General features: G+C 40.0%; 18 protein-coding genes and 2 pseudogenes. 16 read left to right on the top strand and 4 right to left on the bottom strand.

Features of this window, described 5'->3' with window-relative positions:
• Positions 1 to 55: 55 nt before the first annotated feature.
• From Q0A12_RS04870 to Q0A12_RS04860, 3 genes are read right to left on the bottom strand one after another with little or no spacing between them, the layout of a single operon-like run.
• Positions 56 to 1,210 carry an ABC-2 transporter permease gene (locus Q0A12_RS04870; protein WP_291291542.1) on the bottom strand — a complete coding sequence of 385 codons (1,155 nt, stop codon included), beginning with the start codon at positions 1,208 to 1,210 and terminating at the stop codon, positions 56 to 58.
• A 12-nt stretch (positions 1,211 to 1,222) separates the two neighbouring features.
• Positions 1,223 to 2,104, bottom strand: coding sequence for an ABC transporter ATP-binding protein (locus Q0A12_RS04865; RefSeq protein WP_291291541.1), 882 nt, complete (start codon positions 2,102 to 2,104; stop codon positions 1,223 to 1,225).
• Positions 2,101 to 2,487: a GntR family transcriptional regulator gene (locus tag Q0A12_RS04860; protein ID WP_291291540.1), complete on the bottom strand. Its 387-nt coding sequence runs from the start codon at positions 2,485 to 2,487 to the stop codon at positions 2,101 to 2,103. The genes Q0A12_RS04865 and Q0A12_RS04860 overlap by 4 nt, the downstream gene beginning before the upstream one ends.
• 96 nt (positions 2,488 to 2,583) lie before the next feature.
• On the opposite strand from Q0A12_RS04860, the gene Q0A12_RS04855 reads away from it, so the two are divergent.
• Together Q0A12_RS04855 and Q0A12_RS04850 are read left to right on the top strand one after the other, a co-directional pair.
• Positions 2,584 to 3,141 (top strand): DNA-3-methyladenine glycosylase I, encoded by a 558-nt coding sequence (locus Q0A12_RS04855; RefSeq protein ID WP_291291539.1) that lies wholly within the window; start codon positions 2,584 to 2,586, stop codon positions 3,139 to 3,141.
• 34 nt (positions 3,142 to 3,175) lie between these two features.
• Positions 3,176 to 3,690: pseudogene (locus Q0A12_RS04850) on the top strand (dihydrofolate reductase family protein).
• A 174-nt stretch (positions 3,691 to 3,864) separates the two neighbouring features.
• On the opposite strand, the gene Q0A12_RS04845 reads toward Q0A12_RS04850, so the two are convergent.
• A complete protein-coding gene (locus Q0A12_RS04845; protein ID WP_291291538.1) occupies positions 3,865 to 4,416 on the bottom strand; it encodes an NAD(P)H-dependent oxidoreductase in 552 nt (183 codons plus the stop codon).
• A 282-nt stretch (positions 4,417 to 4,698) separates the two neighbouring features.
• Between Q0A12_RS04845 and rpsP the strand changes: the two genes are divergently transcribed.
• From rpsP to Q0A12_RS04775, 14 genes and pseudogenes are all read left to right on the top strand, one after another.
• Complete coding sequence (gene rpsP, locus Q0A12_RS04840; protein WP_003127685.1) at positions 4,699 to 4,974, top strand: 30S ribosomal protein S16; 276 nt, start codon at positions 4,699 to 4,701, stop codon at positions 4,972 to 4,974.
• Positions 4,975 to 4,985: 11 nt separating this feature from the next.
• Positions 4,986 to 5,231: a KH domain-containing protein gene (locus Q0A12_RS04835; protein ID WP_291291537.1), complete on the top strand. Its 246-nt coding sequence runs from the start codon at positions 4,986 to 4,988 to the stop codon at positions 5,229 to 5,231.
• Between the two features lie 104 nt (positions 5,232 to 5,335).
• Positions 5,336 to 5,599 (top strand): hypothetical protein, encoded by a 264-nt coding sequence (locus tag Q0A12_RS04830; protein WP_291291536.1) that lies wholly within the window; start codon positions 5,336 to 5,338, stop codon positions 5,597 to 5,599.
• A 74-nt stretch (positions 5,600 to 5,673) separates the two neighbouring features.
• Positions 5,674 to 6,477: a hypothetical protein gene (locus Q0A12_RS04825; protein ID WP_291291535.1), complete on the top strand. Its 804-nt coding sequence runs from the start codon at positions 5,674 to 5,676 to the stop codon at positions 6,475 to 6,477.
• Between the two features lie 30 nt (positions 6,478 to 6,507).
• Positions 6,508 to 6,984: a GNAT family N-acetyltransferase gene (locus Q0A12_RS04820; RefSeq protein WP_291291534.1), complete on the top strand. Its 477-nt coding sequence runs from the start codon at positions 6,508 to 6,510 to the stop codon at positions 6,982 to 6,984.
• 48 nt (positions 6,985 to 7,032) lie between these two features.
• Complete coding sequence (rimM, locus tag Q0A12_RS04815) at positions 7,033 to 7,557, top strand: ribosome maturation factor RimM (protein WP_291291533.1); 525 nt, start codon at positions 7,033 to 7,035, stop codon at positions 7,555 to 7,557.
• On the top strand, positions 7,547 to 8,302 hold the full coding sequence (gene trmD / locus Q0A12_RS04810; RefSeq protein ID WP_291291532.1) for a tRNA (guanosine(37)-N1)-methyltransferase TrmD: 756 nt from the start codon (positions 7,547 to 7,549) through the stop codon (positions 8,300 to 8,302). The genes rimM and trmD overlap by 11 nt, the downstream gene beginning before the upstream one ends.
• Positions 8,303 to 8,560: 258 nt before the next feature.
• A complete protein-coding gene (rplS, locus tag Q0A12_RS04805) occupies positions 8,561 to 8,908 on the top strand; it encodes a 50S ribosomal protein L19 (RefSeq protein WP_002357176.1) in 348 nt (115 codons plus the stop codon).
• Positions 8,909 to 9,276: 368 nt separating this feature from the next.
• Positions 9,277 to 9,933, top strand: coding sequence for a hypothetical protein (locus Q0A12_RS04800; protein ID WP_291291531.1), 657 nt, complete (start codon positions 9,277 to 9,279; stop codon positions 9,931 to 9,933).
• A gap of 84 nt (positions 9,934 to 10,017) precedes the next feature.
• On the top strand, positions 10,018 to 13,245 hold the full coding sequence (gene fss3, locus Q0A12_RS04795) for a fibrinogen-binding MSCRAMM adhesin Fss3 (RefSeq protein WP_291291530.1): 3,228 nt from the start codon (positions 10,018 to 10,020) through the stop codon (positions 13,243 to 13,245).
• 112 nt (positions 13,246 to 13,357) lie between these two features.
• Entirely contained in the window at positions 13,358 to 13,672 is a 315-nt protein-coding gene (locus Q0A12_RS04790; RefSeq protein ID WP_291291529.1) for a YdcP family protein, read from the top strand.
• Positions 13,673 to 13,684: 12 nt separating this feature from the next.
• The gene (locus Q0A12_RS04785; protein ID WP_291291528.1) at positions 13,685 to 14,059 is read left to right on the top strand and encodes a YdcP family protein; all 375 of its coding nucleotides are present in this window, start codon (positions 13,685 to 13,687) and stop codon (positions 14,057 to 14,059) included.
• A 9-nt stretch (positions 14,060 to 14,068) separates the two neighbouring features.
• Positions 14,069 to 14,413, top strand: coding sequence for a damage-inducible protein J (locus Q0A12_RS04780; RefSeq protein ID WP_291291594.1), 345 nt, complete (start codon positions 14,069 to 14,071; stop codon positions 14,411 to 14,413).
• A gap of 68 nt (positions 14,414 to 14,481) precedes the next feature.
• Positions 14,482 to 14,984 (top strand): annotated as a pseudogene (locus Q0A12_RS04775) (ATP-binding protein); the annotation flags it as partial.

Here is a 14,984-nt window from a genome sequence, read left to right as displayed (position 1 = left end):
AATCACGACTTAGCTCTGTCAACTCGTAGCTTTCAAATCGCCGTTCTTAATAATGTTAGTTGCTGGACCGATCATTCAAAAAGTGACGAGCATGCCACCACTTTTTGATTGCTTTCGGATAAACCAAGAGGAAGCTGACAACAAGGCAGACCACTAAATAAATACATATCGAAAGGATGGTTCTCCTTTGAGAAAAGTCATCATAATAGAATTGGACCAGCATCCAATTCATATTGATCAAGTAGAACCAAGTCCCAATGGCCATCGCTAAAAAGACTGGCAAGCGAAAGGCAGGAACGGTTAAGTAATCGCCATCGTTTTCTAAGGAGATGCGAGCGAACACTTCTTGAGCAGCTGCAATCAATACGAAAGACAGAAGCAGTGTGACAAGAACTGCCCACCAATTGACTGGCAAGCCATTGGGCCAGTCATTCCAAAGATTGTTCAAAACTAAGTGTCCCCCTTTTCCATAGAAAAGAAAGCTCAGATATTCCTGTAGATTATAATAAAAGCTGTAAAAACCGCTCAGCAAGAAAAAGATCAAAACGATTGATAATAGGCCGAAAAAGAGATTACCTAAAAGCACCCCTAAAAAGCATCCGATGGCTGTTACTGCCAGATTTCCAACAAACGTACCAACACCAGATGCGAATAAATCTGATAGCGGAATTTGGAAGTATTCGGAGGGAATCATCAAGTAGCGAATGCAAATATTGCTCAAAATACCAATGATTAAAGCGAAACTGACCGGAGCCAATAAGAAAACAGCTTTTTGACGGAAAATCTGTCGTTTTTTAAACGGCAATGAAAATAAAAAGCGATTGAAATTTGTCTTTTGGTCAATGAAAAAGCTAAGAAACCCAAAAACCAGTAATAGCGGAAGAATAAAAGAGGCACCTGTGTCAGCGAAATTCGAGGGATACCTATAATCGCCATCACTCTCTGGTACAGGCTTATTAAAAATAAGCAAGTTTTCATCCGTGTATTCATCGATTGAATAATAGATTGGTTTTTCTCCTTGATAGTCCTTTATATAGTAGTCAGGATGCTCTTGGAAATCCTTCTTGAAGGTTTCAGAATCAAAATAGGTTTTCTGATTGTGCCAAGAACGTTGGGTGTTCCAGCCCAATCCTGCATAAATCAAAACCAAGACTAGACAAAAACCAAGCAACAGTTTGCCGTATCGTTGACGATAAATTTGTTTTAACATTTTCTTTCACCTCTAACCTTTCAACAAGGATTCTTGACTCAAATTGGCTTCAAATAAATCTTCCAAGGTCAATGGGAGTTCTTCAAAGAGCAACGGCTCTAATTGCCGGATCTGTTCTTCTAATGCCGCATCGTATTCTTCGAACAAAGCAACAATCACCCGACCTTGACGATTGATCAATTTTGAATGCTGTTTGATTAGTGGCGGTACCTGTTTCCCACGAAAGACGAATTGAATTTTACGGGCATTTTCCCGCATCGTTTCTAACCGATAATCTTTAGCGATTGTTCTTCCTTTGATTAAAAGGGCTCGGTCGATAATGTTCTCAAGCTCATTTAGATTATGAGAAGCGATGATGGCTGTGCGATTAGATTCACTCAAGTTTTCTAACAAAAGGCCAATGACCTTTTTGCGTACAATAATATCTAAACCGTCAAAAGGTTCGTCCAATAATAGATAATCGGCATTGGAAGCAATGGCTAAAATCATCTTATACAGTCCTTGCATGCCTTTAGACATTCGCCGATACGAATGGCCAAGTGGCAATCCGTTGCTCTGCATCATCTCAAGATAAAGATCTTGATCAAATTTGGGGTAAGCGAGCCGATAAAAGGCATTGATTTTTTTCAATGAATACGCCGCTAAAAAATTCTCTTTTTCATCGATATAAAATAAGTTTTCCTTTAGTTGCGGCTTCTGAGCCAATGATTGACCATCAATCATGATTTCGCCGCCGTCTAAAGCGTACTGTCCTGAGAGTGTACGGAAAAGCGTGGTTTTTCCAGAGCCGTTGCGCCCAATCAAACCGACGATTTCATTTTTGCACAATGAAAAGGTAACATCTTCTAGAATAGTAGTCCCTTCAATTTTCTTTGTAACGCCTTCTAGGTTCATTTATCGATCCCTCCCAGTTCTTCTTCAAATGCAGTGACCCAAGCAGTGATTTCTTGGATGCTGATCTGCAAATGTCCTGCCTCGATCACTAATTCTTTCAATCGTTCTTTTAATTGCTGGATCCGCCGCTCGTCGCGGGGAACACTCTCCAGTGCTTTGACAAATGTTCCTTTGCCTTTGATGGTGATCAAGACCTGCTCACTTTCCAATACTTTGTAGGCCTTGCTGACGGTATTTGGGTTCATCAACAAGCGTTTGGCCATCTCACGAACCGAAGGAATTTGATCACCCGGTCTCAAAACACCATGCAAGATGTCTTCTTTGATGCTCAATATCAGCTGCTCGTAATAAGGTTTGCTGCTTGTCTTGTTGATCATGACCATATACTCAGCCCCTTTCGTTTATGTGTACTAGTATACGTAGTACACTATCAAAAGTAAAGAACTTTTGCTAAAATAAAACAAAAAGGAGGAGTGACAATGATCCGTTGTGATTGGGCAACAAGTAGTCCCGCAATGCAAGAGTACCATGATCATGTTTGGGGGAAACCTGAGTATGATGATCAGCAGTTGTTTCGTAAGTTGGTTTTAGATATGAATCAAGCAGGACTGAGTTGGCAAACGATTTTGAACAAGATGGCAAATTTTGATCAAGCATATGATCACTTTGATATTGAGACAGTGGCCAATTATTCGGAAGAGAAAATCCTCGCACTGATGGATGATCCTGGTATTATTCGGAATCGCAGAAAAATAGAAGCAGCGATTCATAATGCCCGACTTGTGCTAGAGATCCAGCAAGAATTTGGCAGTTTTTCTGAATTTTTATGGCGTTATGTCGATCACCAGCCAATGATCAATCATTTTCAATCACAAGCAGAGGTACCGACTCATTCACCAATTTCTGATCGCTTGGCGAAGGATTTAAAAGCTCGTGGCTTTAAGTTTATAGGAACGACAACGATCTATGCATTCATGGAAGCTGTGGGAATGGTTAACGATCACCTGACAAGCTGTCTCTGTTACGAGGAACTTTAGAAGGAAGACGAGAAACATTGAGGAGGAGTCAGATATGGGAAAACTGGTTTTTTATGGAGCGATCAGTTTGGATGGCTATTTAGCAGGAGCAGAGGATCAGCTGGATTGGCTGTTGGCGACTGATACAGGAGCAAGCACCACGTATGAGAAATTTTTTGAAACGATTGATGCAATCGCGATGGGCCGCAAGACGTATGAAGAAGCAAAAAAATGCTGGCAACCGAAATGCTCTATCCGGAAAAAGAAAATTATGTATTTTCTCGTCAGATGCAGACCAATCCAAAGGATGCAGTGGTTGTGAATCAAGACCCGGTTGTCTTTTTGTCACAGTTAAAAAAAGAGAAAGCGGTTTGGTTAGTTGGTGGCGGCAATCTCTTGCATCCTTTGCTGGAAGCAGATTTGATTGATGAGTGGTATGTGCAGATTGCTCCTGTATTACTAGGAAAAGGCAAGCGCTTGTTTGAACCAGGAGATTATGAAACACGTTTACAATTTGTGGATATGACGCAAATGGGTGAACTCGTAGAGATCCACTATCAGCGTAAATAGATGGGTGGCTTTCTGAGTTTCTTTTTGCCAGTGTTCCAGAGACTTCCTTATGATTCACTCAGAGTTTACATTGAACCATCTAACTAAAAAAACGCACAATCACTGGTTTCCCTTATGGGAGAGATCAGAGATTGTGCGTTTCTTATCTGACTGTCACAAAATCGCGACAGGTTTTTAGTTGTAACGGTTGAACAATTCGATGTATTGATCAATGATTGTTTGGAAGAAGTTGACAGTATCTTCTTTGATCGTATTGTTTTCATCGATCAAGTTCATGATACCCCCAATATAAGCTTCTGGTTGTTGCAAGGTTGGCATGTCTAAGAATACCAATGATTGACGTAGGTGATGGTTGGCACCAAAACCAGCAATTGCACCAGGGGAAACACTTACGACTAAAGCAGGTTTGCCACCCCAAAGGCTAGCACCATAAGGACGTGAGCCGACATCCAAAGCATTTTTCAATGCTGCTGGTACAGAACGATTGTATTCTGGTGTAAAGAAGAAAACGCCGTCCACACTTTGTAATTCATTACGGAATGCAGTCCATTCAGCAGGGACTTTGCCTTCTACTTCCAAGTCTTCATTGTAAAATGGTAGGTTACCGATTTCTAAGAAGACCGCTTCAAAACCTTCCGGTAATAATTCTGCAAATTTTTTCGCTACTAGCTTGTTATAAGAGCCCTCGCGTAAACTACCAACGATAAAACCAATTTTTTTTGTCATGTTGAATTCCTCCTCATATCTTTTACATTTTTTATCTTACCAAAAGTAAGTAAAGCTGACAAATAAAATGCATTTGTCGATCAACTTCAGTCAAAAAGCGCTGTTCCGCTCATAATGGCTGTCTCTGTCTTTAATGATACGCGTTGTAAGAAAATATGGCAAAAGATAACCTATAGAAAAAAGAAACGTAAAAAAAGAGACTGTAAAGAAAAAACTCTTTACACCATCAGTAAAACCTGTTAAACTAGCTCTTGTGATTAAAACAATGGAGGTGTAAATAAAATGGCAGTTAAAATTCGTTTAAAACGCATGGGTTCTAAAAAGAAACCTTTTTACCGTATTGTCGTAGCAGATTCACGTTCTCCTCGTGACGGACGTTTCATCGAAACAGTAGGTACTTACAATCCTTTGCAAGACCCAGCTGAAGTGACAATCAAAGAAGATTTGATTCTTGATTGGTTATCAAAAGGTGCACAACCTTCTGATACAGTACGCAACATTCTTTCTAAAGAAGGCGTAATGAAAAAACATCACGAAGCTAAATTCACTAAGAAATAAGGTGACGACGGATGAATGATTTGCAAGAATTAGTCTTAACGATCGTTTCACCATTAGTGACCAAACCTGAGGAGATCCAGCTTGAAGTGGTCGAATCAGAAGATTTCTTTGAATATAACCTTACAGTTGCACCAGATGATATCGGACGAATCATTGGTAAACAAGGTCGGGTGGCGAAAGCAATCCGGACGATCGTTTATGGGGTTCGTACCAACGGTCCTAAAAAGATTCGTTTAAATATCATTGATGGAAAGTAATGGATAGCATCACTCGCTGAGTGGTGCTTTTTTGTTCTTTCATGCTCAAGACCTATGACAGAACAGCTGGTTTTTGAGATAATAAGAAAAAAGGAGGCGGGAAAATGTCACAAATAGTCGCATGGATCATCTTTATTTTAGTCTTAGTTTTTATCTATAAAATAGGCTCATTTATCTGGCGCACGCTAGGTGTGCTGTTTTTGCTCTTTTTATTATGGATCTATCGGGATGTGATTTTTACTCAAGTTAGTCAATGGACACGAGATTTCCGCTGGGATCAGTTATCAACCTATCTGGATCAAGGAATTCAATGGCTGAAAGACGGTTGGCAGGCTTTACAAAATTGGATTTCGAGCGTAATCAGCTAGTATTTAAAGACAAGCAAAGTTGTTTGTCTTTTTATTTTGGAAAGGGTATGCTCAATAAAAAGGGGGAAATCATCATGAAAAAAGAAATAGGGCTCCTAGTGACAGTATTGGCCATTGGGGCGTTAGCAGGATGTGACACGAAAAATAATACGGATACGTCTGAGTCAACCCATTCAAGCACTCATACCAGTACAACCATTTCTTCTGAAAGCAGTAGCAGCAGTAGTGAGGCAACCTCCAGCAGTGCCGCGCAAACTGAGTCAAGTGAGACAGTTACCCAAGCAGGAACACTGGATCAGTTGTCAGCGGCTTTTCCGCAGGATCGCTTGCCATCAGAGGTACCGATGACGGAGCAAAAGACATTGAATGCAGCAACCCACCAAGGAACGAATCAGCTTTCTATTCTGTATTATCAGCTAAATGATCAACGAAAATTGGATGATTCATCTTTGAACAACGAAACGCCAATCGCCAGTTATCAAAAAGTCACTTACGAAGAGAAGAATCAAGCAGCTGAAGCCGTGCATGCGACCCCTGATGACGGTGGACAAGCCGTCGACCTTGGTCATGCTATCACCGGTCATATGCAAGGTGCAGCTGGTTCCAGTTATCTAAGTTGGCAAGAAGGCAATTGGAACTTGACGGTACGAGCAGTCAATCAAGAGAATCAAGACCCCGTACCAGTAGCAAAAAAAATCGTGGCCTACTTAGAAGAAGCCATGTTACCTGCTCCAGATCTTGGGCAAATCACTGTTGATATGGGCAAATCAGATTACACGGCTACCACCGTTTCTTGGCAAGACGGTAAGATCACTTATACCTTGCAACATCAAGATCCTTTATCCGCATTGAAAATGGCGGTCTCAATGAATCAATAAAAAAGCCAATCTAACGTGTAGGAGGAAGTCATGCAGCTTACCTATTTATCTGACTCTCAGAAAAAGAAACAGATCGTACAAACCATTCTGGCTGACTTGCCGGAGTGGTTCGGTCTGCCCGAAAGCACCGCTGATTATATTGAAAAAAGTGCAGATCAAACCATGATCGTTAAGGAAGAAAAAGGCTTTTTGACATTAGTTAAAACAAGCCCAGTAACGGCTGAGATTTATGTTATGGGCGTATTGAAAGCCAATCACCATCAAGGAATCGGCAGCCAATTGATTCTAGAAGCCATCCGTTGGTGCCAACGAGAAAGGATGGCCTTTTTACAGGTTAAGACATTGGCAGAGACGCATCCAGACCCAAACTACCAACGTACACGAAGTTTTTATCAGGCGATGGGGTTTTTGCCTGTCGAAACATTTCCCACCCTTTGGGGAGCGGAAAATCCATGCTTGTTGATGATCCAAGCAGTTCCACCTCGGGAAAACACTAGAATTCCTTAACTGCCCATGCTAAAATGAGAAGGATTATAAAGGAAATGAGGACCAATCGTGACTGAATTTTTAAATGTAGGAAAAATTGTCAATACCCACGGAATCCGGGGAGAAGTACGAGTGATCTCGCAAACCGATTTCCCAGAAGAACGCTACCGTAAAGGGCAACGATTAACACTGTTTCGAGAAAATAAAGCACCGCTGGAACTAACCGTTTCTGGTCATCGCAAACACAAAAATTTTGATTTATTAACATTTGAGGGTTACCCCACGATCAATGATGTCGAACCTTTGCGAGATGGTATCTTAAAGGTGACAAAAGATGAGTTGGGACAACTTGCAGAAAATGAATATTACTATCATGAAATCATCGGCTTGACCGTCATTGATGAACAAGCCAGAGAACTAGGCAAAATCAAAGAGATTTTATCTCCCGGAGCCAATGATGTTTGGGTAGTCCAACGCAAAGGGAAAAAAGATGCGTTGATTCCCTATATTGAATCAGTGGTAAAACAAATTGATTTAGAAAAAGGCGAAGTTTCTATCGAAATTCCAGAAGGGTTGTTGGACGATGAGGATTGATGTCTTAACCCTGTTTCCAAGAATGTTTGAGGGTCCTATGGGGGAATCGATCATTGGAAAAGCTCGGGAAAAAGAGCTTCTAGAAATCAATGTCTCAAACTTTCGCGAATTTTCGGACAATAAACACCAAACAGTCGATGACTACCCTTATGGCGGAGGGGCAGGGATGTTGCTGAAAGTTCAACCAATCTATGATAATTTAAAAGCGATCGAAACTGCCACCCCGCAAACCAAGAAACGTATTATTTTGTTAGACCCTGCCGGCAAGAAATTTGATCAAAAAATGGCCGAGTCCTTTTCACAAGAAGAGCATTTAGTATTTATCTGCGGCCACTATGAAGGCTATGATGAACGAATCCGTTCGCTTGTGACAGATGAAGTTTCTCTGGGGGATTACGTACTGACAGGCGGGGAATTAGGCGCAATGGTGATGATTGACGCGACGGTTCGTCTGTTGCCCGAAGTGCTAGGAAACGAGACGTCTGCCCAGACGGATTCTCACTCCACTGGATTGCTTGAACACCCGCAGTACACGCGACCAGCAGAATTTCAAGGGATGACGGTCCCATCAGTCTTGATGAACGGCAATCACAAATTGATCGAAGAATGGCGCTTAAAAGAATCCTTGAGACGAACCTATCAGCGACGACCTGATATGTTGGCGGATTATCCCCTAACAGCAGAAATGAAAAAAATGCTGCAAGAGATCGCCGAAGAATCTTCGTCAGAGGATGAATCAAAGTAAAGAATCTCAGTTCCGGGAATCACAACTGCAATCAAATGAAACCACGACAGCGGATACTAGGGGAACCATTCTAGTCCGTTGTCTTTTTTTATAAAGCCAAAATAAATGTCGGAAAAAAACACTGGTGACAAGAAATTTGTCTTTACATGAGCTGGAAAGTTATGGTAAGATATTTTAGTGAGTGTAAACTCAACTATTACGATATTCCGCTGGAGCAAATTGCTTTAAGAATGTTTGGGAATAAGGAGAATGATAAAGATGAATCCATTGATTCAAGAATTAACTCAAGAACAATTACGTACTGACATCCCAGCTTTCCGTCCTGGGGACACTGTTCGCGTTCATGCGAAAGTTGTCGAAGGAACTCGCGAACGTATCCAGTTATTTGAAGGTGTTGTTATCAAACGCCGCGGAGCTGGTATTAGCGAAACTTATACAGTTCGTAAAGTATCAAACGGTGTAGGTGTTGAACGTACCTTCCCATTGCACACACCACGTGTTGCACAAATCGAAGTTGTTCGTTACGGTAAAGTACGTCGTGCAAAATTGTACTACTTGCGTGCATTACACGGAAAAGCAGCTCGTATCAAAGAAATTAGAAGATAATAACGGAAAAATCCTAAAATCTCTAAAATCTGTGAAAAGTCCTTGTATATCAAGGGCTTTTTCTTTTTTCTCTATCACAGTTTTAAGCCTGAATTGGCTGTTTTGGACCATTTTTTACTTATATTCCCCCAGAATGTCCTAAATTGTCCGATATTGACTAACAGTATCGTCAAAATTGGGCAAAATTTAGTAGTCAGTCTGACGACAAATTTAATACGAGAAATACCAAAACATTTACCGAATTTATCATATTTTTAACCCCTTAAGATAAAAAGGTACCAGTTTTCAAAAAAAGGCAAAACATATACTTTGATGATAAAAAGTTAGTGTGATAGATATTCTCTAAATATTATTTAGGAGATTTATTGATGGATAAGATTGATGGTCGAATCATTTGGAAGAATCAAAGTGACTTAAAATTGATTTTAACAATTAATAATTTTATCGAAAAACACGGAATTACATCTACGAGACAATATCAGAAAAAGTTAGCAGAATATCCCAATGAATCACCAAGTATTTGGTTCATCAATCAGAAATATGGGTCATGGGATAACTTGCTAGAGAGTATTGGCCTTGAAAAAAATGATTATGGAAAATGGGCTAAGATGCCAGAAGACAAATTGATGGAAATAGTAGAAAGTTTTATAAGTGATGAAAAAATTCGTTCGCAGCGAAATTACGAAACAAAATCAGTTGGTAGAGATGTCCCTTCTCTAAGTACGTTGAAAAAATTAGTTGGTGATGTACGGTCACTGTTTAGAAAAAAGGAAGAGAAAAATCTATTAACTGACTTTCAGTTGTTGATGGAGCTGAGAGAAGAAATTATTCGATTAGGACTTGAAGAAGATTTATCAATGACAAAATTCCGTAAGCTATCAAGGTCAGATAAACTTCCGTCAGCGATCACAATATTGAGAAGAACAAACAAATCTTGGGAGGAATTAATGGAAGAAATTGGATTTGATTATCGGAAAATCAAAATTTATAAACAAAGAGACAATTTATCTCGAAAGAAAAGTTAATAGTATCAAGCTTAAAAAGGCGTTCAAAACTAAAAATTTGAACGTCTTTTTTTATTACCCAAAAATGAAAGGAGATTTTATTTTATGAAAAAGCTGAAATTTAAAAATTGGCGATTATTTGCGACTTTGGCTCTATTAGGTCAAACCATTGGTGGAGCGATTGGTCCTACGATTGTTTTAGCCGATGAAATCACACATCCACAAACGGTAACCGTGGAACTTGATTTAGCCCATCAGTATGCTGTCGAAGGAACTTTCAGTGACGGCCGTCCAATGTCAGAAGTTACTGTTCCACATTATGCTGTGTACAATGACGTGAAACAAGATATTTTCTGTATTGAACCAGGGGTGCCAATTTACAATGAGTTCACTCCTGGGTATGAGAAAAATCCATTGCCTGATATGCCGGAGAAAGCGAAATTAGTTTCCGTTTTATGGAAGAAAGCCGGTACAGATGTAGATACTCATATTGTGGCACAGAAGATGATCTGGCAAGAAGTTAACGGTTATACCCTTCACTCAATCAAACGATCAGATGGTAGTGCCGTAAATATCGCAGCCATTGAAGCAAAGATTAATCAAGCAATTGCCGATTATCAGAAGAAACCAAGCTTCCATAATTCCACAGTAAAAACAGTGTTAGGTCAATCAGCCACATTGACAGATACAAATAATCTGAACTTGTCAGAATTTGATGAGGTTGTGGAAAATACCGCAAATATTGATTATCGGGTAAATGGCAATCAATTAGTAATCACACCAAATGCCAATTCAAAAGAAAGTGGTGTATTGACGCTTAAGAAATCTGCGGGTACGGGAACACCGGTTGCCTATAAGATGGCTGGCCAACAAACTTTAATGGCCGGGGCAATTGATAAACCGAATACTTACACGATCAAAATTGATGTGGAAACTAAGGGTTCTTTAAAGATTAAAAAAGTTGATAAAGAATCAGGTGAAGTTGTACCAGAAACGGTTTTCCATTTAGACTTTGGAAAAACTTTGCCTGCAAAAGACGTGACTACTGACAAAGAAGGAATTGCTACCTTAGATGGGATTCCTCACGGTACAAAAGTAACCATTACTGAAAAATCAGTGCCAGCGCCTTATACGATTGATACCACACCCATGACTGCTACGATTAAAGCAGGTGAAACCATTTCTGTGACTTCAAAAAATACGCGAGAAAAAGGTCAAATCATTCTGGATAAAACCGGAGTTGAAACAGGAAATGATCTTTGGAACGATAATTATTCCTTAGCTGGCAATACGTTTGCCATTCGCAAGGATAGCCCAACTGGTGAAATCGTCCAAGAAATGACCACGGATGAAAACGGTCATGCGGAAACACCAAAAGAAATTGCCAATGCGTTGGAATTGGGAACTTACTACGTGACAGAAACCAAAGCTAGTAATGGATTTATAAATACCTTTAAACCCGTAAAAGTCGAATTGAAGTATGCCAATCAAACCGTGGCCCTCGTTACCAGTAATGTAAAAGGGCAAAACCAAGAAATTACTGGAGAAACCACTTTGATGAAAGAAGACAAAGACACTGGAGATAAAACACAAGGCAAGGCAGTCTTTGAGGGGGCTGAATACACCTTGTTTACTGCTAAGGATGGAAAAGCGGTTAAATGGGGTGAGGCTTTTAAGCCAGAATTAGTGAAAGGAACGAAAGCTTCTGATGAAACGGTGACTTTGACTTTAGATGAAAAGAATCAAGCTGCCGTTAAACACTTAGCCATCAACGAGTATTACTGGCAAGAAACCAAAGCACCTGAAGGATATACCTTGGATGAAACGAAGTATCCTGTATCCATCAAAAAGGTGGATGTTAATGAAAAAAATGCTGTGATTACCCGAGATGTTACGGCAAAAGAACAAGTGATTCGCTTTGGGTTTGATTTCTTCAAATTCGCCGGATCAGCTGCGGGAACTGCCGAAACTGGCTTCAATGATTTGACCTTTAAAGTGTCTCCATTGGAAGGAACCAATGAGATCACAGGTACTGAGGATGAAGCGACCACAGCTTATAACGAGCAATTAGGCTTTGATGGCTATGGCAAGTTTGAAAATCTTCCTTATGGGGATTATTTACTTGAAGAAGTAGAAGCCCCAGAAGGATTTCAAAAGATTACGCCATTAGAAATCCATTCTACTTTTAAAGAAAATAAAGAGGATTACGCCAAGAGTGAGTATGTCTTCACCATTACCGAAAAGGGACAAAAACAACCGATTAAGACGGTGACCGTTCCTTACGAGAAACTGACGAATAAAGAATTTTCTGTCAGTTTGAATCGTTTGATGCTCTATGATTTGCCTGAGGAAGAAGATAGCTTGACTTCCCTTGCGACTTGGAAAGACGGGGACAAAGAATTAACTTCTCTTGATTCTACCGAGCTAGTTGATAAGTTGAGCTATAACTTGCATGAAATTAAAGAAGACTGGTATGTGGTAGCACAAGCCATTGATGTGGAAGCCACAAAAGCTGCCCAAGAAAAAGATGAAAAAGCCAAACCAGTGGTAATTGCCGAAACAACGGCTACCTTGGCGAACAAGGATAAAACAGGGACTTGGAAAATTCTGCATAAATTAACCGCCGAACAAGTTTTGGATAAAACCATCGTCTTGTTCAACTATGTGTATGAAAACAAGGAAGCCTTTGAAGCAGGCGATGAGCCAGTAGCGAAGGATGCTAGTTTGAATAACCAAGCCCAAACTGTTAATTGTACGGTGGAACGCTATGTTTCCATCCAAACAAAAGCGCACTTAGAAGACGGTTCGCAAACTTTCACTCATGGTGACGTGGTAGATATGTTTGATGATGTATCCATTACCCATGATGTACTGGATGGCTCAAAAGAAGCCTTCGAAACAATTTTGTATGTTTTACTGCCAGATGGTACGAACAAAGAGATTTGGAAATCTGGCAAAATTGATTACGAAGTGAATGACAAAGAATTTACCAAAACTGTGCTTGCAGAAAAAGTGGATACAAGCAAATATCCAGAAGGCACAAGTTTTACCTTCAAAGAAATTAACTATGACAAAGATGGAAACATCAATGGGAAACACAATGAAGATTTGAAAGAAAAATCCCAAACCTTAACTCCCAAAAAAGTTCCGACAACACCAAGTATGCCAGAAAAACCAGAAACACCAACTGTTCCAAGCGACTCTCAAGAATCTAGTCCTGCAGTGAAGGCATTCCCACAAACGGGGGAGAAAACTTCCAGTGTGTTACTGTTCGTTGGCTTTACTTTGATCTTTGCGACGGCGGGTTATTATTTCTGGAATCGCCGGAACTAAGGTGATGAGATGAAACAAGTAAATAAGAAGAAGCAACGTGCGCGACTGCCTCCTAAAAAAGTGGTCGCGCTATTTTTGTACCCAAAACTAACAATGAAAAGAGGAAAAGAAAATGGAATTGAAATTTGTTGTGCCGGATATGGCCGAAACCTTTGGAAAGTTGAGTTATGCCGGAGAAGGCGAAATTTTGACAGAAGGATATGGACGGAATACCACAATAATTGGTCGTAGTTACCATTTGTATTCCAGTAAGCAACGAGCCGATGATATTGAGGTGGTAGTAGCTGCGGAAGCCGGTGAAAAGGATTTTGATCAAGACCAACCGCTAAAAGCCGTGAATCCCCATTTGGTTGCCAAAGGCTATGAGATTGAGAATCGTGGGTTTACCGACTACGTGTTGTATGTTGATGATTTAGTGAAAGCATAGGAGGAAAAGAAGATGAGATTAACAGAAGGTATTGTCGTAGATTCAGGACTAACGTTTGGGAAATTACGTTTTTCCGCATTACGTCGGGAAGTACGCAAGCAAAATGAGGACGGAACGGTTAGTAATGAGGTAAAAGAACGGACCTATAATTTGAAATCCTCTGCACAAGGTCGAATGATCCAAGTTAGTATTCCAGCAAATGTACCCTTACGCGAGTTTGCTTATGATGCAGAGGTAGAGTTGGTCAATCCAATCGTGGATACGGTCGCCAATTATGTTTTTCGAGAAGGAACTACCGTCAATTGGTTCATTAAGGCGGATGATTTAGTCTTAAAACGACAACCGAATCAAGGAAATTCTACGAACCAAAATGAAGGAAAGAAATAGGTGAAGAATATGGAAATTAATGTGGAACATATTTTAGATTGTCTCGATCAATATGGCAAAGGCGAGCTAACCGAGGAACAACTCACTAAAGCATTAACCTATGATGAAAAAATGTTTCTGATTATGCATCAAGGATTACTGGAAGTAGGTAATGATGCCGAAGAAGACTTTGATGTACTGAATTGGTTAGGGGAGGAAGAGTCCTTCTTTATGGTTGTGGAAGCAAAAGAAAACTTATGTCGAGAAGCAGAATCTGTCTTAGAAGAAATCGGTGTGGAGATGCCTGATGCCATTGAAAGCTTTTTAAAACAATTAGTTGAAACAAAGCAACTTCCTATAGCATTAAATGACTAGTATAACGGTTTGAAATTGCCCAATGAAATCCTATTGGGCTTTTTTGATTGGGGGTGGAAACCATCAAAATGTATAAAGGGCATCGCATACGTGCAGGAGATCAGCACTTGGTTTATCACTTTGTTCTTGGAGGGCTCATTGCTTTGTTCATCGGTTGGATGAGCGTCTTTTATTTTCAAGAGCTTAGAAAAATTGATCTTTCCAAGCTATCATTTTCCACTAGTGAAATCGTTTGGTCCATGAAAGATTTAGTATGTCTGCTTGGGAGTTTTGTTTTGTCAGGAAGTATGATGTTACTTTATATTCATTTTTTTCCTGATCATTGGCGAAGTTTATGGCATCGACAAAAGCTAGCTCGGATGATTCTAGAAAACCATTGGTATGAAGTGAAACAAACTCAAAGTGAAGGTTTTTTCAAAGATTTGAATAGGAGTCGAACCAAGGAGAGTATTAGTTACTTTCCCAAAATCTATTATCGAATGAAGGACGGGTTACTTTCTATTCGCGTTCAAATTTCACTGGGAAAATATCAAGATCAGCTCTTGAAGTTGGAAAAGAAGTTAGAAAGCGG

The organism is Enterococcus sp., from assembly GCF_022711995.1.
Classification (GTDB): domain Bacteria; phylum Bacillota; class Bacilli; order Lactobacillales; family Enterococcaceae; genus Enterococcus_D.
This window is presented reverse-complemented; position numbering and strand designations above follow the sequence as displayed.

Excerpts from the sequence above, each read along its gene's own strand:
- Q0A12_RS04870 (WP_291291542.1), bottom strand. The coding sequence starts at position 1,210 with ATGTTAAAACAAATTTATCGTCAACGATACGGCAAACTGTTGCTTGGT.
- Q0A12_RS04865 (WP_291291541.1), bottom strand. The coding sequence starts at position 2,104 with ATGAACCTAGAAGGCGTTACAAAGAAAATTGAAGGGACTACTATTCTA.
- Q0A12_RS04860 (WP_291291540.1), bottom strand. The coding sequence starts at position 2,487 with ATGGTCATGATCAACAAGACAAGCAGCAAACCTTATTACGAGCAGCTG.
- Q0A12_RS04855 (WP_291291539.1), top strand. The coding sequence starts at position 2,584 with ATGATCCGTTGTGATTGGGCAACAAGTAGTCCCGCAATGCAAGAGTAC.
- Q0A12_RS04845 (WP_291291538.1), bottom strand. The coding sequence starts at position 4,416 with ATGACAAAAAAAATTGGTTTTATCGTTGGTAGTTTACGCGAGGGCTCT.
- rpsP (WP_003127685.1), top strand. The coding sequence starts at position 4,699 with ATGGCAGTTAAAATTCGTTTAAAACGCATGGGTTCTAAAAAGAAACCT.
- Q0A12_RS04835 (WP_291291537.1), top strand. The coding sequence starts at position 4,986 with ATGAATGATTTGCAAGAATTAGTCTTAACGATCGTTTCACCATTAGTG.
- Q0A12_RS04830 (WP_291291536.1), top strand. The coding sequence starts at position 5,336 with ATGTCACAAATAGTCGCATGGATCATCTTTATTTTAGTCTTAGTTTTT.
- Q0A12_RS04825 (WP_291291535.1), top strand. The coding sequence starts at position 5,674 with ATGAAAAAAGAAATAGGGCTCCTAGTGACAGTATTGGCCATTGGGGCG.
- Q0A12_RS04820 (WP_291291534.1), top strand. The coding sequence starts at position 6,508 with ATGCAGCTTACCTATTTATCTGACTCTCAGAAAAAGAAACAGATCGTA.
- trmD (WP_291291532.1), top strand. The coding sequence starts at position 7,547 with ATGAGGATTGATGTCTTAACCCTGTTTCCAAGAATGTTTGAGGGTCCT.
- rplS (WP_002357176.1), top strand. The coding sequence starts at position 8,561 with ATGAATCCATTGATTCAAGAATTAACTCAAGAACAATTACGTACTGAC.
- Q0A12_RS04800 (WP_291291531.1), top strand. The coding sequence starts at position 9,277 with ATGGATAAGATTGATGGTCGAATCATTTGGAAGAATCAAAGTGACTTA.
- fss3 (WP_291291530.1), top strand. The coding sequence starts at position 10,018 with ATGAAAAAGCTGAAATTTAAAAATTGGCGATTATTTGCGACTTTGGCT.
- Q0A12_RS04790 (WP_291291529.1), top strand. The coding sequence starts at position 13,358 with ATGGAATTGAAATTTGTTGTGCCGGATATGGCCGAAACCTTTGGAAAG.
- Q0A12_RS04785 (WP_291291528.1), top strand. The coding sequence starts at position 13,685 with ATGAGATTAACAGAAGGTATTGTCGTAGATTCAGGACTAACGTTTGGG.
- Q0A12_RS04780 (WP_291291594.1), top strand. The coding sequence starts at position 14,069 with ATGGAAATTAATGTGGAACATATTTTAGATTGTCTCGATCAATATGGC.